At 63.3% G+C, this 19461-nt stretch carries 18 protein-coding genes; 10 read left to right on the top strand and 8 right to left on the bottom strand.

The annotated features are described in order from the left end of the window. Both DM872_RS07430 and DM872_RS07425 read left to right on the top strand, forming a co-directional pair. Window positions 1-396 carry a PaaI family thioesterase gene (locus tag DM872_RS07430; RefSeq protein ID WP_179058858.1) on the top strand — a complete coding sequence of 132 codons (396 nt, stop codon included), beginning with the start codon at window positions 1-3 and terminating at the stop codon, window positions 394-396. Continuing rightward, window positions 386-1582 carry a CaiB/BaiF CoA transferase family protein gene (locus DM872_RS07425; protein ID WP_179058857.1) on the top strand — a complete coding sequence of 399 codons (1197 nt, stop codon included), beginning with the start codon at window positions 386-388 and terminating at the stop codon, window positions 1580-1582. The genes DM872_RS07430 and DM872_RS07425 overlap by 11 nt, the downstream gene beginning before the upstream one ends. Window positions 1583-2099: 517 nt before the next feature. Here the strand turns inward: DM872_RS07425 and DM872_RS07420 are convergent. Further along, window positions 2100-2990 (bottom strand): NAD(P)-dependent oxidoreductase, encoded by an 891-nt coding sequence (locus DM872_RS07420; protein WP_179058856.1) that lies wholly within the window; start codon window positions 2988-2990, stop codon window positions 2100-2102. 119 nt (window positions 2991-3109) lie between these two features. Continuing rightward, a complete protein-coding gene (gene gcvA, locus DM872_RS07415; RefSeq protein ID WP_179058855.1) occupies window positions 3110-4015 on the bottom strand; it encodes a transcriptional regulator GcvA in 906 nt (301 codons plus the stop codon). Window positions 4016-4206: 191 nt separating this feature from the next. Between gcvA and DM872_RS07410 the strand changes: the two genes are divergently transcribed. Further along, window positions 4207-5460 (top strand): OprD family porin, encoded by a 1254-nt coding sequence (locus DM872_RS07410; RefSeq protein ID WP_218649138.1) that lies wholly within the window; start codon window positions 4207-4209, stop codon window positions 5458-5460. 294 nt (window positions 5461-5754) lie between these two features. Here the strand turns inward: DM872_RS07410 and DM872_RS07405 are convergent, their stop codons facing one another. Further along, a complete protein-coding gene (locus tag DM872_RS07405; protein ID WP_179058853.1) occupies window positions 5755-7191 on the bottom strand; it encodes an aldehyde dehydrogenase family protein in 1437 nt (478 codons plus the stop codon). Between the two features lie 318 nt (window positions 7192-7509). On the opposite strand from DM872_RS07405, the gene DM872_RS07400 reads away from it, so the two are divergent. Next, the gene (locus DM872_RS07400) at window positions 7510-8853 is read left to right on the top strand and encodes an MFS transporter (protein ID WP_179058852.1); all 1344 of its coding nucleotides are present in this window, start codon (window positions 7510-7512) and stop codon (window positions 8851-8853) included. Window positions 8854-9018: 165 nt separating this feature from the next. On the opposite strand, the gene DM872_RS07395 is transcribed toward DM872_RS07400, so the two are convergent. Beyond that, window positions 9019-9915, bottom strand: a complete 897-nt coding sequence (locus tag DM872_RS07395; RefSeq protein ID WP_179058851.1) for a LysR family transcriptional regulator — start codon at window positions 9913-9915, stop codon at window positions 9019-9021. 157 nt (window positions 9916-10072) lie between these two features. On the opposite strand from DM872_RS07395, the gene DM872_RS07390 reads away from it, so the two are divergent. Next, window positions 10073-10873, top strand: a complete 801-nt coding sequence (locus tag DM872_RS07390) for a lipase family protein (protein WP_179058850.1) — start codon at window positions 10073-10075, stop codon at window positions 10871-10873. 7 nt (window positions 10874-10880) lie between these two features. Here the strand turns inward: DM872_RS07390 and DM872_RS07385 are convergent, their stop codons facing one another. The 4 genes from DM872_RS07385 to DM872_RS07370 form a co-directional block, all read right to left on the bottom strand. After that, window positions 10881-11570 (bottom strand): alpha/beta hydrolase, encoded by a 690-nt coding sequence (locus DM872_RS07385; RefSeq protein ID WP_179058849.1) that lies wholly within the window; start codon window positions 11568-11570, stop codon window positions 10881-10883. A 93-nt stretch (window positions 11571-11663) separates the two neighbouring features. Then, window positions 11664-12563 (bottom strand): bestrophin family protein, encoded by a 900-nt coding sequence (locus DM872_RS07380; protein WP_179058848.1) that lies wholly within the window; start codon window positions 12561-12563, stop codon window positions 11664-11666. Window positions 12564-12759: 196 nt separating this feature from the next. Beyond that, the gene (locus DM872_RS07375; RefSeq protein WP_179058847.1) at window positions 12760-13239 is read right to left on the bottom strand and encodes a nuclear transport factor 2 family protein; all 480 of its coding nucleotides are present in this window, start codon (window positions 13237-13239) and stop codon (window positions 12760-12762) included. A 59-nt stretch (window positions 13240-13298) separates the two neighbouring features. Continuing rightward, window positions 13299-13862 (bottom strand): TetR/AcrR family transcriptional regulator, encoded by a 564-nt coding sequence (locus DM872_RS07370; RefSeq protein ID WP_179058914.1) that lies wholly within the window; start codon window positions 13860-13862, stop codon window positions 13299-13301. Between the two features lie 321 nt (window positions 13863-14183). Here DM872_RS07370 and DM872_RS07365 point away from each other — a divergent pair, with 321 nt between their 5' ends. The 5 genes from DM872_RS07365 to DM872_RS07345 are packed head-to-tail and all read left to right on the top strand — an operon-like array spanning window position 14184 to window position 19164. Continuing rightward, window positions 14184-15647, top strand: a complete 1464-nt coding sequence (locus tag DM872_RS07365; RefSeq protein WP_179058846.1) for a cytochrome c oxidase subunit II — start codon at window positions 14184-14186, stop codon at window positions 15645-15647. A 38-nt stretch (window positions 15648-15685) separates the two neighbouring features. Beyond that, complete coding sequence (ctaD, locus tag DM872_RS07360) at window positions 15686-17461, top strand: cytochrome c oxidase subunit I (protein WP_179058845.1); 1776 nt, start codon at window positions 15686-15688, stop codon at window positions 17459-17461. Further along, window positions 17458-18147 carry a cytochrome c oxidase subunit 3 gene (locus tag DM872_RS07355; RefSeq protein ID WP_179058844.1) on the top strand — a complete coding sequence of 230 codons (690 nt, stop codon included), beginning with the start codon at window positions 17458-17460 and terminating at the stop codon, window positions 18145-18147. Before ctaD ends, DM872_RS07355 begins: the two co-directional genes overlap by 4 nt. 4 nt (window positions 18148-18151) lie before the next feature. Further along, window positions 18152-18829 carry a heme-copper oxidase subunit III family protein gene (locus tag DM872_RS07350; RefSeq protein WP_179058843.1) on the top strand — a complete coding sequence of 226 codons (678 nt, stop codon included), beginning with the start codon at window positions 18152-18154 and terminating at the stop codon, window positions 18827-18829. Window positions 18830-18846: 17 nt separating this feature from the next. After that, window positions 18847-19164: a cytochrome C oxidase subunit IV family protein gene (locus DM872_RS07345; protein WP_179058842.1), complete on the top strand. Its 318-nt coding sequence runs from the start codon at window positions 18847-18849 to the stop codon at window positions 19162-19164. Window positions 19165-19461: the final 297 nt, after the last annotated feature.

Genomic DNA, 19461 nt, shown 5'->3' with positions numbered 1-19461 from the left:
ATGCAATTGCGCAATCCATTCCTGCAGAGCCTTGGCGTCGAACTGGTCCATTGGGCCCCCGGCGCCGCGGAGTTCCGCATGCCTATCGAGACGCGTCATCTGAACCGGCAGGGGATGCTGCACGGCGGCTTGGTCGCGACGCTGCTGGATGCTGCCTGCGGCTACGCCGGGCTGCACGCGTCCGTGGAGGAGGAAGAAGTTCACGGCGTGACGGTGATGCTGAATATCGCCTACCTGAAGGCGGCACGCTCTGGCACCGTCATCGCTCGGGGCAAGGTCAATCGCAGCGGCCGTAGTCTCTACTTCGCCGAGGCGTCATTGGAAACGCTGGACGGTGAGCTGCTGGCCACCGGCCAGGGGACCTTCAAGCAAGGAGAGCGCCGCCATGCTGCGTAACGCCTTGCAGGGCCTGACGGTGCTGGACTTCACCCAGATCGCCGCCGGCCCCACTTGCACCATGCTGCTGGCCGACATGGGCGCGCGGGTGATCAAGGTCGAGCCGCCGGAAGGCGATCTAGGCCGCACCCTCGGGCCGGCCTGGGTCGGTGACTCCAGCGCCCTTTACCACGGCTTCAACCGGGGCAAGCAGGGACTCTGCCTGGACCTGAAGAACCCGCAGGGGTTGGCCGTGGCCCGGCGCCTGGTGGAAGAAGCAGATGTGCTGATCGAAAGCATGCGCCCCGGCGTGATGGCCCGGCTTGGCCTGGGCTACGACGTGGCACGCACGATCAATCCGGCGCTGGTCTACTGCTCCATATCCGCCTATGGCCAGGACGGCCCTTACGCGGGCCGCGCCGGGGTGGATGGCATCCTCCAGGCGGACTCCGGGCTGATGAGCCTGATCGGCACGCCCGGCGCGCCGCCCTGCAAGGTGCAGGCACCGGTGGTGGATGTGGTGACCGGCTACATGGCCTGCATGGCGATTCTCGCGAAACTACAGGCCCGTCAGCGGGACGGGCAGGGCGGCCACCTGGACGTGAGCCTGATGAACTCGGCACTCGCGTTGCAGCAATCGTCCATCAGCAGCTACCTGCGCGACGGCGAGCTGCCCACGCCCATTGGCAGTGCCGCGCCATACTCCGCACCCAACGAAGCGTTCCAGACGGAAGATGGCTGGCTGATGGTGGCGGCGTACAACGGCAACCGGTGGGAGCGCCTGTGCGCCGTACTCGGTAATCCGCAATGGGCGAGCGACCCGCGCTTCGTCACCTCCGCGCAGCGCGTGGTGCATAGGGCCGAGATGCAGGACGTGCTCAATGGAATCTTCCGTACCCGCAGCACTGCCTACTGGCTGGAACGCCTGCGCGAGGCGGATATCCTCTGCGCCCGGGTGGCCGACTACAGCGACCTGCTGGAACACCCGCAACTGGTCAGCAACGGCATGCTCGCGACCATCGAACATCCCAGGCACGGTGCGCTGCGGGTCCCCGGTTTCCCGGTGAACAGCGCCGAGGCCGCGCAGCAGCCCTACCGCCCGGCACCAGACAAGGGCGAGCATTCCCGCGAGCTGCTGGTAGCGATGGGTTTCAGTGAGCTGGAAGTGGCTCAGATGCTGGGAAGCGGTGCGGTGATCACTGCGTAGCGTAGGAGCGAGCTTGCTCGCGAAAGGTCCGCTCAAGAGCTTCGCCAGCAAGCTGGCTCCTACATCCATCCTCTGCGGCGCCGCTACGCACGGCGATGGTTCGGGGCTTTGTGTAGGAGCGAGCTTGCTCGCGAAAGGTCAGCTCAGGAGCTTCGCCAGCAAGCTGGCTCCTACATCCATCCTCTACGGCACCGCTACGCACGGCGATGGTTCGAGGCTTTGTGTAGGAGCGAGCTTGCTCGCGAAAGGTCAGCTCAGGAGCTTCGCCAGCAAGCTGGCTCCTACATCCATCCTCTACGGCACCGCTACGCACGGCGATGGTTCGGGGCTTTGTGTAGGAGCGAGCTTGCTCGCGAAAGGTCCGCTCAAGAGGTTCGCCAGCAAGCTGGCTCCTACATCCATCCTCTGCGGCACCGCTATGCACGGTGATGGTTCGAGGCTTTGTGTAGGAGCGAGCTTGCTCGCGAAAGGTCAGCTCAGGAGCTTCGCCAGCAAGCTGGCTCCTACCGGTTGATCGTTACTCGATGCTTGCCCCGGCCAAGCCTTCCAGCACCTGCACCACATGGGTCATGTCACGGGTCGGCTCGCCGCTGTTGATGGCCTGGTCGAAGAGCTGCTTGACCACGGCACAGGTCAGTGCGGGCGTTCCGTTGGCTTCGGCCTCGGCCAGGAACAGGCGGATGTCCTTGCGCATCAGGTCGAGGCGGAAGCCGAAGTCGAACTCGCGCTTGAGTACGGTCCCGGCCAGGATCTGTTCGCTGGTGTAGCTGCGCGCCGTGCTGACGTTGAGGATGTCCAGCATCAGCCCTGGTTCGAGGCCGGCCTTGATGCCGAACAGCAGCGCCTCGCTGGTGGCGACCAGAGTGGCGCCGACGATCATGTTGTTCACCAGCTTGAGGCTCTGGCCGAGGCCGGGCGTGTCTCCGAGGTGAACCACCTTGCGGCCGAACGCAGCGAACACCGGCTGGCAGCGCGCATAGGCCTCTGCGGGGCCGCCCACCATCACCGACAGGGTGCCGGCTTCGGCACCGGCCACGCCGCCGGCCAGTGGGGCGTCGAGGGTGGCGATGCCGCGCGTGTTGAGTGCCTGGTCTAGGCGGCGGGCGACGCTCGGGCCGGTGGTGGAATGGTCCGCCAGCACGCGCACGCTCTCGCCGTGGATCACGCCGTTCTCGCCCAGCACGACCTGTTCGACAATCTCCGGCGTCGGCACGCAGACCAGCACGATTTGCGCGGCATCGGCCACCGCTCGTGGTGTGGCGTGACTGCGGGCGCCGCGTTGCAGCAGGGGTTCGAGGGCTTGGGGGTTGCTGTCGCAGAGTTCCAGGCCGAAGCCATGGTCGAGCAGGTGACGCGCCATTCTCTGGCCCATGGCGCCGAGGCCGATGAAACCGATGCTCTCGTTCATTCTTGTCGCTCCAGTTCAACGGATGGGTCTTCACCCCTGTTCGGGTGAAGAGGGCCATCCTAGAAAGCCGCGAGCGACGCGGACAAAGCACTTTTGAGCCTGGGAGCGTTGAGGAAAGCTCAAGCGGCCTGACGGGTCTGGCGTGCCTGCTCCAGCAACCAGAGGCGGAAGGTGGACATGTCCTCGCTTTCCGGCCGGTGTCTCGGCGTGAGCAGGTAATAGGTGTAGGCGCCCATGTCGACGGTCTGTGGGAATGGGCGCACCAGCGTGCCTTCGCGCAATTCCTTCTCGACCAGGAACAGCTGGGCAATGGCGATGCCCTGGCCGCCGGTGGCCGCCGCATAGGCCATCGACGAACTCTGGTAGGTCATGCCGGCCCGCGCATCCACCGCGCTGCCCACGCCTGCGGCCTGCAACCAGTGGCTCCAGTCGTCAGGCCGCGCAATGGAATGCAGCATGGTGTACTCGGCCACATCCGCCGGCTCCTGCAGGCCGGGGCCGATGTCGAGCAGAGTGGGGCTGCACACCGGGGCGAGGATGTTGTCGCTGAGGACATGGCAATTGCAGTTGGGCCAGTCGCCGTTGCCAAGGCGGATGGCAGCGTCCAGGTCTTCCTTGTGGAAGTCCACCGGGTCCAGAGAGGCGGTCAGCAGCACCTCGATCTTGGGATTTTCCTGATGGAAGCTGGCCAGTCGGGGAATCAGCCATTGCATGGCGAAGGTGGTATAGGCGCGCACCTTGATCTGCCGGCGCTTGGCCGGGCGCTTGAGCTTGCGGGTGGCGCTGCGCAGTTCCTCGATGATCCGCGCCACTGCCTTGAAGTACTGCTCACCCGCTGGAGTGAGGGTGATCTGCCGGTGCCCACGGAGGAACAGCGGCTGCTCCATGTATTCCTCCAGTGCGCGAATCTGCCGCGAAACGGCACCGGGCGTAACGTTCAATTCATCGGCGGCAAGGGTGATGCTGAGGTGCCGGGCGACGGCCTCGAAAGCCCGCACGGCGTTGAGTGGCGGCAGTCTGTCCATGTTCCGGATCTTCTTGTCTGAGAGGTGAAATGGCGCGGAATCTTACTCTAGTTCTGATTGAGTAAATCTCAAGCGAAAGGCCTGTTTTAATCGTTTGTCGCGGCCTCCGGCGGGTTCCTAGCATCGGCTCCGGACGTACCACAACAACAAGAGAGAGCCGCTCCATGACCACTCCCAACCGGACCACTCGCATGGGTCCGCAAACCCTGTTTGCGCTCTTCGGTCTGACCCTGGGTGCCAACGGCACCGCCAGCGCCGATTTCATCAAGGATTCCAGGGCCAGCCTGGAGCTACGCAACTTCTACTTCAACCGTGACTTCCGCCAGGACAGCGCGCCGCAGAGCAAGGCCGAGGAATGGGCGCAGGGATTCCTGCTGCGTTACGAATCGGGCTTTACCGAGGGGCCGGTCGGCGTCGGGGTCGACGCACTGGGCCTGCTCGGCGTGAAGCTCGATTCCAGCCCGGTCCGCACCGGCACCGGCCTGCTGCAATCCGATCGCGAAAAGCCCAATCGGGCCCAGGACGAGTACGGTGAGCTGGGGCTGACCGCCAAGTTGCGCGCGTCCCAAAGCCTGCTGAAGGTTGGCACCCTGCAGCCCAAGCTGCCCATTGCGCTGTCGAACGACAGTCGCCTGCTGCCGCAGACCTTCCGGGGTGCCTGGCTGAGCAGCGCGGAAGTCCAGGACCTCAGCCTGGACCTGGGCCGGATCGACCGGGTAAACCTGCGCAACTCCTCCGATAACGAGGACATGCAGGTGTTCAATGGCGGGGCGCGGAACATCGTCCTGGGCCGCCACAAGACCAGCGATGCGCTGGACTTCGCCGGCGCCACGTACAAATGGACGCCGGCCCTCACCACCTCCTATCACTACGGCGCGCTGGACGGCATCTACCGCCAGCACTACTTCACCCTCGGCCACCTGCTCGACCTGGGCGAGGCCGGCTCCATCAGGTCGGACCTGCGCTGGGCGAAAAGCCAGGACGACGGCGGCAGTAACGTCGACAACCGCGCGTTGGGGGCAATGTTCACCTACAAACGCGGCCCCCATGCCCTGGGGCTCGGCTACCAGCGCATGTCGGGCGACACCGGTTTTGCCTACGTCAGCGGCGCCGACGGCTACCTCGTGAACCTGGTGCAGGTGAACGACTTCGGCAACGAAGACGAACACTCCTGGCAGGCTCGCTATGACTTTGACTTCGCCTCGCTGGGCGTACCCGGACTGACCTTCATGACCCGCTATCTTTCGGGCGACGGCGTGGAAGTGAACGGGCGAGTGGAGGAGGGCAAGGAGTGGGAGCGGGATACCGACATCGCTTATGTGGTGCAAGGAGGACCGCTGAAGAACCTCGGTCTCAAATGGCGCAACGCGACGGTGCGCAGCAACTTCGGCCCGGATATCGATGAGAACCGGCTGATCGTGACCTATACCGTGCCGCTGTGGTGATGTGAGTTCGGATTCAATTGTCGATGTAGGGTGGAAGTCGCTCTTCACATCCACCATTCGCGGGTGAGCTGGGCATCGCTGGTGGATGAGAGGAGCGTCATCCACTCTACGAAAAGCAATGCCCCGCACGAGGCCGGAGTTGAAATTTATGTAGGGTGGAAGCCGCTCTTCACTTCCACCATTCACGGGTGAGCCGGGCACCGCTGGTGGATGAAAGGAGCGTCATCCACCCTACAAAAGCATCGATAAACAAAACCCCGCGTGATGCGGGGTTTGTTCTGAACAGGGTTGACTTCAGAGCCGGATGATCACCGACTTCAACTGGGTGTAGTGGGAAAGGGCGTCGATGCCTTGCTCGCGGCCATAGCCGCTTTGCTTGAAGCCGCCGCACGGAGTCTGGACGAAGCCGCCGCTGTACTCGTTGACGACGATGCGCCCGGCCTCCAGGCCTGCGGCCATGCGATGCACGCGGCCGATGTCGCGGCTCCAGATGCCGGCGCCCAGGCCGAACTCGCTGTCATTGGCGATACGCAGGGCATCGGCCTCGTCCTTGAAGGGAATGACGCAGAGGATGGGGCCGAAGATTTCTTCCCGGGCCAGGGTCATGTCGTTGGTCACGCCGGTGTAGACGGTGGGCTCGATGTACCAGCCCTTGCCCAGGTTTTCGCCGCTGGCCACCTTGCCGCCGATGGCCGGTTTCAGGCCCTCGCGCGCGGCGATCTCGAAGTAGCTCTGGATCTTCTCGAACTGTGCTTTCGTGGTGATGGGCCCGGAGGTGGAGTCGAAGTCCGGGCCTACACGCAGGGCGGCGACTTCGCTCACCAGCTTCTCGACGAAGCGGTCATGGACGTTTTTCTGCACCAGCAGGCGGGTGCCGGCGCAGCACCATTGGCCGCTGTTCCAGGTGAAGGCGGTGGTGGCGCCCTTGGCGGCGGCGTCGAGGTCGGCGTCGTCGAAGACGATATTGGCCGACTTGCCACCCAGTTCCAGGGTCAACGGCAGGATGCGTTCGGCGGCGATGCGGCCCAGCTCCTGGCCCGCCGTGATGCCGCCGGTGAAGGAGATCTTGCGCATCAGCGGGTGGCGGGCCATCACCGGGCCGATGACGCTGCCCTTGCCGACGATCACGTTGAACACGCCGGCAGGCAGGCCGGCTTCTTCCACGGCAATGCGCGCCAGTTCCACCAGCGATGCGGAGGTGTGCTCGGAAGGCTTGGCGACCACGGTGTTGCCGGTGGCCAGGGCCGGGGCGATAGCCCGCGCGGCCTGATGCAGCGGGGCGTTCCAGGGCAGGATGGCGCCGATCACGCCGAATGGGTCGCGGCGGGTGTAGACGTGGTAGTTCGGGCCCTGGTTGATCACTTCCCCGTCCATGGCGTTGACCAGCCCGGCATAGAACTCAAAGTACTGCGCGGTGAGGTCCATGAGCGTGGCCATCTCGCGGCCGGGCTTGCCGGTCTCGGCGCTCTCCAGCTTGCCCAGGCGGTCTTCGCTACGGCGCACGATGCGCGCCAGCTCGATCAGGATGCGGCCACGTTCGGAAGGGCGCATGTCACGCCAGGCGGGCAGCGCGTCCTGGGCGGACTGGATGGCGAGCTCCACGTCCTCGGGGCCGCTGTTGGCGACTTCGCCCAGCTTCTCGCTGGTGCGCGGGTCGAATTTGTCGACGTAGCGACCACCAGCCGGCGCCAGGCAGCGTCCACCGATGTAGCTCTCAACTTTCAGGAACATGCTTCGAGTCTCCTCAGTTCAAGGCCCGGATCATGAGTGGGTGCAGTTCTTGTTTGTCGACTCGGGCGTTGGGGGCAGGTTGGGCATTCGGCGCTGTGCCTTCAAAGGAGTTTTCAGCTTCCGTGGTTTGAAAAAATATCAAGCGTCACCTGGCCTGCACCGGGCGCCGCCCCTGCGCTGTAGCTTGCGTTTAACTCAAGCGAACAGCGCGGAAATCTCGCTTCACCGGCCCTTCGTGGCGCTGCATCTTGCTCGCTAACCAGAAGAGAACGCCTTCGGGCGATCAACAACAAAAAGTGTGCTCACGGGAGCGATGCAATGCATAACGACAATAGTGCGATTGGTGGTCTCATGCCGGATATCAGCCCAGCCGCCACGGCCGCCGAAGGCCACAAACTGACGCGCACCGAGAAGAAGGCCATCGTGGCCGCCACGCTGGGCACCATAGTCGAGTACACCGACTGGGTGATCTACGCCACCTTCTCGTCCATCCTCGCCAAGCAGTTCTTCCCGGCGGGCAACAGCCTGACCGCGCTGCTCTCGGTGCTGGCCGTATTCGCCGTCGGTTTCCTCATGCGGCCCATCGGCGGCGCGGTGCTCGGCGTGTTCGCCGACCGCTACGGCCGCAAGAAGGGCCTGACCCTGTCGATCTTGCTGATGTCGGTGGCCTCGCTGGTGATCGGCCTCTGCCCCAACTACGAAAGCATCGGCATCGCGGCACCGATCATCCTGATTCTGGCGCGCCTGACCCAGGGCTTCTCCGCCGGTGGTGAGTTCGGTTCCGCGTCGGCCTTCCTGATCGAGTCCGCGCCCTCCAATCGTCGCGCCTTCGCTGGCTCCTGGCAGTGGTTCGCAATCAACGCCGGCACCCTGGTGTCCTTCCTGCTCGGCGTGGTGCTGGCTTCGGTGGGCAGTGATACGGCCCTGGAAGACTGGGGTTGGCGCGTGGCGTTCGTCATCGCTGCGCTGATGGGCGTGCTGACCCTCTGGATTCGTCTGTCGGTGAAGGAGACAGAGGTATTCAAGTCCCGCGTGGCGAAGGCGGCGGTCGAGAAACGTCCGATCCGCGACATCTTCACCAAGCACCGCAAGGACGTGCTGCGAGTGATCGGCGTGGCCATGGCGGGCAACCTGCTCAATTACGTGTGGATGGTGAGCTACCCCTCGCAGGTTCATCTGGTGACCGGCATGCCGATCCGCGAAACGCTGCTGGCCGGGGTCTTCGCCGTGGGTGTGTCGCTGCTGTTGCTGCCGCTGGCCGGGATGCTGGCTGACCGCATTGGTCGCCGGCCGATGCTGATCGCCTTCGCCGCCGCGTCGATCCTCTGGGCCTGGCCGAGTTTCGGCCTGCTGTACCAGGGCATCAGCCTGGCGGAAGTGGCCCTGCTGCAGACTGTCTCCATGGTGATCATGACCGGCTTCGGCGCCGCCTCGGCCGTGACCATGGCCGAGCAGTTCCCGGCTGAGGTGCGGGTCACCGGCATCGCCTTGCCCTATGCATTGTCGGTCACCCTGTTCGGCGGCACCTCGCCGTACATCATGACCGCCATCTCGGGCGCCGGTTACGGACATCTGTTCTGGATCTACCTGGTGGCGGTGAGCCTGGTGAGCCTGGTGGTCTACATCCGCATGCCGGAAATGAAGGGCCAGCCGTTGCGCTGATCGGCGGATGTCATGTAGCCGTGTAGGGTGGACCACGTTTCACCGGTCCACCATCGGTGGCTGGGGTGGGATCGAATGGTGGAAATGAAAAGCGATTTCCACCCTACGGACTGATCGATTTGCAGAAGGCCGAGCCTCCGGGCTCGGCCTCTCTGTTTCGCACCATCAGGATTGCCGCGCCGCCCGCGCGAACTCGATGAAGGCCTTGAGCACCGCCGGTACCTGGCGCCGGCTGGGGTAATAGAGGTGCAGGCCGGAGTAGTAGGGGCACCAGTCTTCCAGTACCTGCACGAGACGTCCTTCAGCGATGTACTCGGCCACCATCTCTTCGAACACGTAAGCCAGCCCAACGCCTTGCAACGCCGGGCCGACCATCAGACCGACGTCGCCGAGGGTGAGGGGGCCGTCCACTTCGATCTCCAGTTGCATGGCGCCGCGCTCGAACTCCCAGCGGTAGAAGTTGCCGCTGGGAAATCGATGGCGGATGCAGGGCAGACCGTGGAGGTCCTCGGGTTTGCGTGGCACGGGATGGTGTTCGAAGAAGTCCGGTGACGCCACCACCACCGAACGCATGTAGGGCCCGATGGGCAGGGACACCATATCGGCCTCCAGCCGCTCGCCGAAGCGCACGCCCGCGTCGTAGCCGGCGGAGACCACATCCACCAGCGCATCATCGGCGGAGACTTCCAGGGTCACATCCGGGTACGCCGCCAGAAAACGACTCGCCAGCGGCAGCAGTACCAGTTGCGCAGCAGCGCGGCCGGCACTGATGCGCAGGGTACCGGACGGCGTGTCGCGGAACTGGTTGAGGTCCTCCAGGGCGTCGTCGATATCGCGGAAGGCCGGTTTGATGCGGGCGTACAGGCGTTCGCCGGCCTCGGTGAGGGCGACGCTGCGGGTGGTGCGGTTGAACAGGCGCACCCCCAGCCGCTCTTCCAGGGCGCGCAGGGCGTGGCTGAGGGCTGAAGGGGAAAGCCCGAGTTCGACAGCTGCACGGCTGAAGCTGAGGTGGGCGGCGATGCTTAGAAAGATATTCAGGTCCGCGGCGGAGACGGGTTTCATTGGTGAATCCTGCTCAATAGCTCAAGCGAGCTTATTGGGATTTACACAGGAGTAAAGACGCCTCAGGCAATCAAACGGAAAAGCGGACCGACCCACTGTACGCAAGCCGGGCTTGGGCTAGAGTGGAACCCCACATCTCATCGGCAAGGAGGCCAGCATGCCCAGTCTTCCCATGTATTTCCCCTCGGCGTTTTCCCTGGCCCAGGCGCTGCAATGCGCCAACCTGGTGGAAGCAGCCTACGACCAGTACGAGCAATGGTTGCAGCAGGACAAACCGCGCAAGCCTTCTGACTTCAACTGGCAGGCGCCGAGCATGAGCGGGTGGAGCTTTTCCGCGCCGGTCTGGAGCATCCTCAGCGAGCTGAAGTACATCAATGAGTCTGAGCCCTTCGGCTTTGCCGCGAGCGACCCCAGCGGTGCGGTGTACCTGGTGTTTCGCGGGACCGAGTCGGCGCAGGACTGGGTGGATGATCTGGAGGCGAAGCAGGTTGCGTACCCCTGGCAGTCGGGTATAGGCCAGGTCCACGCGGGCTTCCTGAAGCTCTACACCTCCCTGCGCGACCAGGCACTGCAAGCACTGGATGTCCTGCAGCCGGGTGGTGACCTCTGGGTCTGCGGCCACAGCCTGGGCAGCGCACTGTCCAGCCTGGCGGTGCTCGACCTGCATACCCAATGGCCGGACCAGCCGCTGCAGCATTACAACTTCGCCAGCCCGCGCGTGGTCGACCCCAACTTCGCCGCCTATTACAACGGCCTGAACATCCCCACGTACCGTGTCGTCAACGACAGCGACCTGGTACCCGAGGTCCCGCCGGGCGTGACCGATTCCTGGGTCTACCAGCACCTGGGCCAGGCGGTGACCTTCACCGCCAGCTACAGCAGCTTTGCCGGTGATCACAGCATGGCGGACTGTTACCTCTATGCGATCGACAATCCGAATGCGCCGATGAAGGGGTGAAACGCGGCTACAGCGATTTCACCGCTTCCTCGATCAACGCGAATATTTCCCTGGGACGCGATGCCAGCGACGCATGGCTGGCATCCAGGGTGATGGTCTTCCTGGCCTGGATGCGCTCGGCCATCCAGGCCTGAGTGGCCGGCGGGATCATGTGGTCACCCGATGACACCTGATACCAACTGGGCTTGTCGCGCCAGGCCGGCGCTCCAGCCTTGTCTTCGAAACAACGCGCGGCAATGGGTTTCTGGGTGACCGCCATGACCTGGGCGTCTCGCTCGGGCAGGTCGGCGCAGAAATTGGCGTGGAAGCTGTCGCCCGCCAACCAGAGGAAACCCTCCGGATCGGGACGGATACCACCGGCACCTTGGGGCGGTTCGGCGCGGGCGAAGATGCCACCCAGGCTGTCCCCCTCATCTGGCGCGAAGGCGGCGACGAATACCAGGCCGACCACGTTGGCCGCGTGTCCAGCCCCCGAGATCACCGCTCCGCCGTAGGAATGTCCCACCAGCAGCGTCGGTCCGCCGAGGGATTCGGCCAGCTTGCGGGTGCGCGCCACGTCGTCGGCCAGGGACGTTAGCGGATTCTGCACGGCCCTGACCGGGTACCCGGCATCCAGCAGCAGCGGAATCAGTTCACGCCAGTGCGAGGCATCACCCCAGGCACCGTGGACCAGCAGGATATTGGGAAGGTTGGCCATGAGCGGACTCCTCGCATGCAGGGACGTCTGCCAAGACTAGCCAGCCATGGATCGGTTGCCTGTGTAGCCGTCACCGGCCATCGGATACCGGGCTCAGGTCAACACGTAATCGACGGGCTCCAGCGGCGGCGGCAGGTCGCGCTGGCCTAGCGCATCGAGGATTTCCCGCTCCAGGGCGCGCACCATCGAGTCCGTGGCGAGGTCGTTCTCGTCCCGTCCGAACGGGTCTTCGAGCTGGTCGCCGATGGCATCCAGGCCGAAGAAGGTGTAGGCGACGATGATGGTGATGATCGGCGTCAGCCAGCCCAGGGTTCCGGCCATGGCGAAGGGCAGCAGCAGGCAGAAGATGTAGCTGGTGCGGTGGAGCAGCAGGGTATAGGGGAAGGGCAGCGGCGTGGTCTTGATCCGTTCGCAGGTGGCCTGAGCGGAGCTGAGGCCGGACAGGCGCGTTTCCAGCAGGGTGTAGCGCCACTCATTGAGCTCGCCCTGGCTGGCCAGCCGCGCGCATTGGCCGCCGATCTTCCGCAGGATGCCGTCGCTGGTGTTGAGCCCATAGGCGCTTGGCTCCTCGCTGAGCCAGGGACGCGCCGCAGCCTGTTCATCTTCACCGCGCAGTCGTGCATTGAGCGCGTGGGCAAATCCGCACAACTCGCGCAGCACGGTCTCGCGCAGGGCCGCATCACTGATCGCCACGCTCTGGCGGACGAAGGAGCGGACTTCGATGATGATCTGACCCCAGGCCTTGCGGCCTTCCCACCAACGGTCGTAGCAGGCGTTGTTGCGAAAGCTCAGGAAGATCGACAACGACAGCCCGAGCAGTGTGAAGGGCATGGCATTGATGCGGGTGAACCAGCCCGGATGCAGGCGCTCGACGACCACGATGAGGCAGGCGAGCAGGGTGATCAGCAATGTGCGCAGGGCAATGTGCCGCGCGATGGAGCCCTTCAGCGCGGTGAGGATTATCAGCAGGTTGGGTTTGGGGCGGACGATCATCGGATAGGGACGCCGGGCTGTTCGAGAAGCGAAAGCTAAGGCTGCGGCGGGCGTTACGTCCAATCGCTATTGATGACCGGGTCATCGACGCCATTTATGAGGCGTACGAGAAAACGCTGAGTCCTGCGTGCCACGCATAGATGGCATCGATGATGAGACGCGGCACCGGAGGGGCGCCGCGTCAGTAGTGGTGAGATCAGAGACCGAGTTCGGACAGGCCCGGATGGTCGTCAGGGCGACGGCCCAGGGGCCAGCGGAATTTGCGCTCGGTTTCCTTGATGGGCAGGTCGTTGATGCAGGCGTAGCGGTTGAACATCAGGCCGTTCTCGTCGAACTCCCAGTTCTCGTTGCCGTAGGAGCGGAACCAGTTGCCCGAGTCGTCATGCCACTCGTAGGCATAGCGCACGGCGATGCGGGTGTCGGAGTGGGCCCAGAGTTCCTTGATCAGCCGGTACTCGTGTTCCTTGACCCACTTGCGGGTGAGGAAGGCCTTGGCGTCGGCGCGGTTGAAGGCGAACTCCGCGCGGTTGCGCCACTTGGTATCCAGGGTATAGGCGAGGGAGACCTTCTCCGGATCGCGGCTGTTCCAGCCATCCTCGGCCAGGCGCACTTTCAGGATGGCCGAATCACGGGTGAAAGGGGGAAGCGGCGGACGAACTTCAGCGTTAGAGGACATGGATAGTCTCCAATACAAATAGAAGGTTCAAAGTTTGAAGTTGCCCGCTCGATAACTTCCTATTTACCCAACAGTGTTTGCGCTACTTGCCGCGCAGTATCTGCCGAGTTGTTATCACCGAGTACATGGGCAACGGTAATGGCTCCGTCGATCAGGACTAATAACTGCCTGGCCAGGGCGTCCGCATCGACGGCTCCATATTGCTGGCAAATCCCGAGAACGAAATCGAGCAACTTTTCTTTGTGCTCCTTGGCAACCTGGCGAACGGGGTCCTGAGGGTCACCCGTTTCACCTGCGGTATTGATGAAGGCGCAGCCCCTGAAGCCATCCGACTCGAACCAGCCCTTGAGCACGCTGAACATCTGCAGCAACTGTGCTTCGGGCGTTTCGACCTTTTCGACTTCGTTTCTGAACCAGTTCATCCAGCGCTCGTCGCGCTGTCTCAATACCTCTGCTACCAATTCGTCCTTGGTTCCGAAGTATTTATAGATACTCTTTCGCGAAACTCCGGAAGTCTTGACCAGAAGGTCCATGCCAGTGGCATTGATACCGTTCCTGTAAATCAGGTCTTCGGCGGTTTCGAGAAGTTTATCTCTGACATCGGTAGTTGATTTGCTGTCCATGTGAAAGATGGTAGAACGATCGTTCTCCACGAGCAAGCCTCTTTTCTGAAAAAGGTATGAACGGTCTTCCGATGGATGAAGGCCATGGGTTCAGCGCACCCATTCCATCGTTGCCGAAGTGTAATCCCATGCCGCCTTGAAGCAGTGTGTGCAGCGGACCGGGCAGCCCGCCGCCAGCGACTATACTTCCGACGAAATCAGCCACTGGGGGAACAGAGGCCGAGCTTCCGGCCATACCGGGAGCCGGAAAGCGATTTGCTGCACCGATGACCGTCGCACACAGCCAACGTGCGCGAGCATCAGGAACGAGGCGACGGGCACATGGCGATAGCAATCATCCTGATCATCATCGTTGTCGCGTCCGTGCTGTTCCATCTCCTGGCGCCCTGGCACCTGACCCCGGCTGCTTCCAACTGGGGCTCCATCGACACCACGCTGCTCATCACGTTGATCATCTCCGGTGTGTTCTTCATCGCCATCGTCGGCTTCATGGCGGTGGCCATCATCCGTTTTCGTCATCGCGAGGGTCGCCGCGCCAAGTACGAGCCGGAGAGCCACAAGCTGGAGTGGTGGCTCATCGTCGCCACCTCGATTGGCATCATCGGCATGCTGGCGCCGGGTCTGGTGGTCTACAGCGATTTCGTCCAGGTGCCCAAGGATGCCTATCCGCTGGAAGTGGTCGCCCAGCAGTGGCAGTGGGCCTATCGCTTTCCCGGAAAGGACGGCCAGCTCGGCCGTGCCGATGTGAAGTGGGTCGACGCGGGCAATCCGCTGGGTCTGGACCCGAAGGACCCCAACGGCCAGGACGATGTGCTGATCAGGAACAACGAGGTGCGCCTGCCGCTGGACCGCCCGGTGAAGGTGCTGCTGCGCTCGAAGGATGTACTGCACAACTTCTACATCCCGCAGATACGCGGAAAGATGGACATGGTCCCGGGGATGGTGTCGCACTTCTGGTTCACCCCGACGGTACTCGGCAAGTACGAAATCCTCTGTGCGGAGTTCTGCGGCGTCGGGCATTTCAATATGCGCGGGATGCTGCTGGTCGAGCCGCCCGACATCTTCCAGCAATGGCTAGCGGGCCAGCCGACCTTTGCCGATACCCTGGCCGCTGCCAGCAAACCCAGCCAGGACAATCTGCTCGAGACCGGTCGCCAGCTGGCGGAAACCCACGGCTGCCGCGCCTGTCACAGCCAGGACGGCAGTGCGAGCCTGGGGCCGGGGTGGAAGGAGCTCTACGGCCGTGATGAAAAGCTGGCGGATGGCAGCAGCGTGAAGGTGGACGAGGCGTATCTGAAGGAGTCCATTCTCGATCCCAAGGCCCGCCTGGTGCAGGGCTTTCCGCCGGTGATGGTGCCCTATACTTTCAGCCAGGATGAGCTGGCCGCCCTGGTGGCCTTCATCAAGTCATTGAGCGCGGCCGGACAGAAAGAGCAGGGCGAAGCTGGTGCTACAGGCGAGGGTGGCGATACCGCCGAACAGGGGCAGCAAGTGGCCCAGTCGCTCGGTTGCCTGGCCTGTCACAGCCTCGACGGCAGCAAGGGCATAGGCCCCACATGGCAGGGTCTGTACGGCAAGGAGCAGACGCTTGCCGACGACCGCAAGGTGAAGGCGGACGACGCTTATCTCAGGGAGTCCGTGCTCAAACCTGAAGCTTCACTGGTCAAGGGCTACGCGCCGGTCATGCCGGTCTTCAAGCTCAGCGACCAGGAACTGAATGCAGTGATCGCCTTCATCAAGTCCAGGGCGAATCCCGACGCCGCAAGGCAGGAACAGGCGCCGTAGCTCCAGAAGGACTCCGACTCGTTACCGGAGGAGATCCGATGGCTTACGTCGAACATGCCGAAGCTGATGTGCTGCACGAACCCAGCAGCTTCTTTTTCCGCTACATCTGGAGCCAGGACCATAAGGTCATTGCCGTCCAGTACTCCCTGACCGCGATTTTCGTCGGCGTGGTCGCGCTGGTGTTGTCCGGGCTGATGCGCATGCAGATCGGCTTCCCCGGCAGCCTGGAATTCATGGACCCGAGCGCCTATTACCAGGCGATGACCATGCACGGAATGATCATGGTGATCTACCTGCTGACGGCGCTGTTCCTTGGTGGTTTCGGCAACTACCTGATCCCGCTGATGGTCGGCGCGCGGGACATGGTCTTCCCGTACGTCAACATGCTCAGTTTCTGGTTCTATCTGCTGGCAGTGCTGGTGCTGCTGGCCAGCTTCTTCGTCCCGGGCGGCCCCACCGGGGCGGGCTGGACGCTCTATCCACCGCAGGCGATCACCGGAGGCACGCCGGGCATGGAGTGGGGCATCGTGCTGATGCTGGTGTCCCTGGCGATCTTCATCGTCGCCGCCACCATGGGCGGCCTGAACTACGTGACCACGGTGCTGCAGGCACGTACCCACGGCATGACGCTGTTTCGCATGCCGCTCACGGTGTGGGGCATCTTCATGGCCTCGATCCTCGCGCTGCTGGCCTTCCCGGCACTGTTCGTCAGCGCGGTGATGATGCTCTTCGACCGCTTGCTGGGCACCAGCTTCTTCATGCCGGCGGTGATCTCCATGGGCCAGCAACTGGATCACCAGGGTGGAAGCCCGATCCTCTTCCAGCACCTGTTCTGGTTCTTCGGCCACCCCGAGGTGTATATCGTCGCGCTGCCGGCCTTCGGCCTGGTTTCCGACCTGATCAGCACCCATGCGCGGAAGAATATCTTCGGCTACCGGATGATGGTCTGGGCCATCATCGCCATCGGCGTGCTGAGCTTCGTGGTCTGGGCGCACCACATGTACGTCAGCGGGATGAACCCGTATTTCGGCTTCTTCTTCGCTGTCACCACCCTGGTCATCGCCGTACCTACCGCCCTCAAGGTCTACAACTGGACGCTGACGCTCTGGCATGGCGACATCCACCTGACCGTGCCGATGCTCTTCGCCCTGGCGTTCATCGTGACCTTCCTGGTGGGCGGCCTGACCGGGCTCTTCCTCGGCAACGTGATCGTCGACATCCCGCTGTCGGACACCTACTTCGTGGTGGCGCACTTCCACATGGTGATGGGCGTGGCGCCAGTGCTGGTCGTCTTCGGTTCCATCTATCACTGGTTCCCGAAGATCACCGGCAGGATGCTGAACGACACGCTTGGCAAGCTGCACTTCTGGATCACTTTCCTCGGCACCTACGCCATTTTCTTCCCCATGCACTACCTGGGCTTCCTGGGGATGCCGCGGCGTTACTACGCCTACCCGGACTACGCCTTCATCCCGCAGTCCGCCCAGGACCTGAATGCCTTCATCACTGTCGCCGCGCTCATCGTGGGCACATCGCAACTGCTGTTCCTGTTCAACCTGGCTTGGAGCACCTTCAAGGGACGACCCGCCGGCGGCAACCCGTGGAAGGCTGCCAGCCTCGAATGGCAGACACCGGACACGCCTCCGGTGCATGGCAACTGGCGGGAGAAACTGCCGGTGGTGCACCGCTGGGCCTATGACTACAGCGTGCCGGGCATCGAGCAGGACTTCGTGCCGCAGACCGTCTCGGAGGAAGAACTGCAGCGCATGCGAGAGGCGCAAGGCAAGCCGGCGCCCGTGGAGAAACGGCCATGAGCACGCAACTCTGGAAACACGCAGGCGGTGCCGAGCCCGGTGGTTGGAGTCCGGGCGACGCCCATGGCCCCGAGGCGTCGATACAGCAACGCTACCGCACCGCGAAAGTCGGCCTGGCGGTGTTCCTGGGCGTGGTGACGGCGCTGTTTCTGCTGTTCCTGCTGGCCTTCATCATCCGCTCCCAGGTTTCGGACTGGCGTCCGCTGACCGATCCGTTGGCACCGTTGGCCCATCCGTGGATGCTCTGGGTGAATACAGCGCTGCTGGCACTCGGCAGCGGCTGTCTGCAATGGGCCAAGGTCGCTGGGGAACGCAACCAGGCGAGCACCGCGGGTCTGGCGTTCCTCCTCGGCGGTGCCTTTGCCGTGGCATTCCTGGCGGGCCAACTCTGGGTCTGGCAACAATTCGCCGCCTTTGGGTACTTCGTTTCAGGCAATCCGGCCAACAGCTTCTTCTATCTGCTGACCGGCCTGCATGGGGTGCACCTGGCCGGTGGCTTAGTGGCCTGGGCGATGGTCGGGCTACGCATGTTGCGCCCCGCCCCGAGCGAACGGCTACGGACCGGCATGGCGTTGTGTGCGTTCTACTGGCACTACCTGCTGGGGCTGTGGCTGGTGCTTTTCGCGCTGCTCACCAGCACCCCGGAAACCTACCAGGCCATCGCGGCCTTCTGCGGGCTGAGGTGAGGCCATGGCGACTACACGGGAAAATGCGGCCCCCAGCACCTGGCGCACCATAGCCAGCGATTGGTCCTCGGATCGCGATGCCTTCAAGCAGGTGCCCTGGGGCAAGGCGATGATGTGGATCTTCCTGCTCAGCGACACCTTCATCTTCACCTGCTTCCTCACTGGATACATGTCGGTGCGCATCAGCACCACCGCCACCTGGCCCAATCCGAGCGAAGTCTTCGCCCTGACCATCGGCGGCGCGAGCATTCCCCTGATCCTCATCGCCATCATGACCTTCGTGCTGATCAGCAGCAGCGGCACCATGGCCATGGCGGTGAACTTCGCCTATCGCCGCGAACGGGTACGCTGCGCAGCCCTGATGCTGGCCACCGCAACCTGTGGCGCCACCTTCGTCGGCATGCAGGCATTCGAATGGAGCAAGCTCATTTCCGAAGGCGTGCGGCCCTGGGGCAACCCCATGGGTGCGGCGCAATTCGGCGCCTGCTTCTTCATGATCACCGGCTTCCACGGACTGCACGTGTCGGTGGGCGTGATCTATCTCTGCACCGTGGCCTTCAAGGTGCTGCGTGGGGACTACGAGCAACGCGGGAACTACCAGATCGTCGAAATCGCCGGGCTGTATTGGCACTTCGTGGACCTGGTCTGGGTCTTCATCTTCGCGTTCTTCTACCTGTGGTAGAGCAGGGGAGAAATCAGATGGCGCACGCACAGGGTCAACAACATCCGATCAGCCTGTACCTGAAGATCTGGGGGCTGCTGTTCATCCTCAGTACCCTGTCCTACCTGGTGGACTACTTCCACTTCACCGGGTATTTCCGCTGGTCGATGATCATCATCCTGATGCTGTTGAAGGCAGGTCTGATCGTCTCGATCTTCATGCACATGGCATGGGAGCGCCTGGCACTGGTCTACGCCATCCTGGTGCCGCCGCTGTGCCTGCTGGTGCTGGTGGGGCTGATGGCCGCCGAGGCGGATTACGTGCTCTTCACACGTGGAACGTTCCTGGGGCAGTAGGTTGCGGTAGAGCGAATCGAAACCCAACGATTCGCGGCAGGACTGCGTCCTGCTTGGCGAATGAATTCGCCCCTACAGGACTGCGCCGATCCATTTGTGGGAGCGAATTCATTTGCGATTGGCCAGCGAAGCTGGCCCGTAGGGTGGATGACGCTTTTTTCATCCACCAAGCGTCGTAACCACACACGCGGTACCGCAATGTTGGGCCTCGTTCCTCGGACCAACCTACGGCAGGACTGCGTCCTGCTTGGCGATTGAAATCGCCCCCACAGGACCGAACCCGGGCACGGGCAGCCC

Source organism: Pseudomonas taiwanensis (assembly GCF_013393345.1).
GTDB classification, from domain to species: domain Bacteria; phylum Pseudomonadota; class Gammaproteobacteria; order Pseudomonadales; family Pseudomonadaceae; genus Metapseudomonas; species Metapseudomonas resinovorans_C.
The sequence above is the reverse complement of the archived record's forward strand: the minus strand, read 5'-3'. Positions and strand labels throughout refer to the sequence as shown.

Bases quoted from the DNA above. Each gene is read 5' to 3' on its own strand.
- DM872_RS07430 (WP_179058858.1), top strand. From the start codon at position 1: ATGCAATTGCGCAATCCATTCCTGCAGAGCCTTGGCGTCGAACTGGTC.
- DM872_RS07425 (WP_179058857.1), top strand. From the start codon at position 386: ATGCTGCGTAACGCCTTGCAGGGCCTGACGGTGCTGGACTTCACCCAG.
- DM872_RS07420 (WP_179058856.1), bottom strand. From the start codon at position 2,990: ATGAACGAGAGCATCGGTTTCATCGGCCTCGGCGCCATGGGCCAGAGA.
- gcvA (WP_179058855.1), bottom strand. From the start codon at position 4,015: ATGGACAGACTGCCGCCACTCAACGCCGTGCGGGCTTTCGAGGCCGTC.
- DM872_RS07410 (WP_218649138.1), top strand. From the start codon at position 4,207: ATGGGTCCGCAAACCCTGTTTGCGCTCTTCGGTCTGACCCTGGGTGCC.
- DM872_RS07405 (WP_179058853.1), bottom strand. From the start codon at position 7,191: ATGTTCCTGAAAGTTGAGAGCTACATCGGTGGACGCTGCCTGGCGCCG.
- DM872_RS07400 (WP_179058852.1), top strand. From the start codon at position 7,510: ATGCATAACGACAATAGTGCGATTGGTGGTCTCATGCCGGATATCAGC.
- DM872_RS07395 (WP_179058851.1), bottom strand. From the start codon at position 9,915: ATGAAACCCGTCTCCGCCGCGGACCTGAATATCTTTCTAAGCATCGCC.
- DM872_RS07390 (WP_179058850.1), top strand. From the start codon at position 10,073: ATGCCCAGTCTTCCCATGTATTTCCCCTCGGCGTTTTCCCTGGCCCAG.
- DM872_RS07385 (WP_179058849.1), bottom strand. From the start codon at position 11,570: ATGGCCAACCTTCCCAATATCCTGCTGGTCCACGGTGCCTGGGGTGAT.
- DM872_RS07380 (WP_179058848.1), bottom strand. From the start codon at position 12,563: ATGATCGTCCGCCCCAAACCCAACCTGCTGATAATCCTCACCGCGCTG.
- DM872_RS07375 (WP_179058847.1), bottom strand. From the start codon at position 13,239: ATGTCCTCTAACGCTGAAGTTCGTCCGCCGCTTCCCCCTTTCACCCGT.
- DM872_RS07370 (WP_179058914.1), bottom strand. From the start codon at position 13,862: ATGGACAGCAAATCAACTACCGATGTCAGAGATAAACTTCTCGAAACC.
- DM872_RS07365 (WP_179058846.1), top strand. From the start codon at position 14,184: ATGGCGATAGCAATCATCCTGATCATCATCGTTGTCGCGTCCGTGCTG.
- ctaD (WP_179058845.1), top strand. From the start codon at position 15,686: ATGGCTTACGTCGAACATGCCGAAGCTGATGTGCTGCACGAACCCAGC.
- DM872_RS07355 (WP_179058844.1), top strand. From the start codon at position 17,458: ATGAGCACGCAACTCTGGAAACACGCAGGCGGTGCCGAGCCCGGTGGT.
- DM872_RS07350 (WP_179058843.1), top strand. From the start codon at position 18,152: ATGGCGACTACACGGGAAAATGCGGCCCCCAGCACCTGGCGCACCATA.
- DM872_RS07345 (WP_179058842.1), top strand. From the start codon at position 18,847: ATGGCGCACGCACAGGGTCAACAACATCCGATCAGCCTGTACCTGAAG.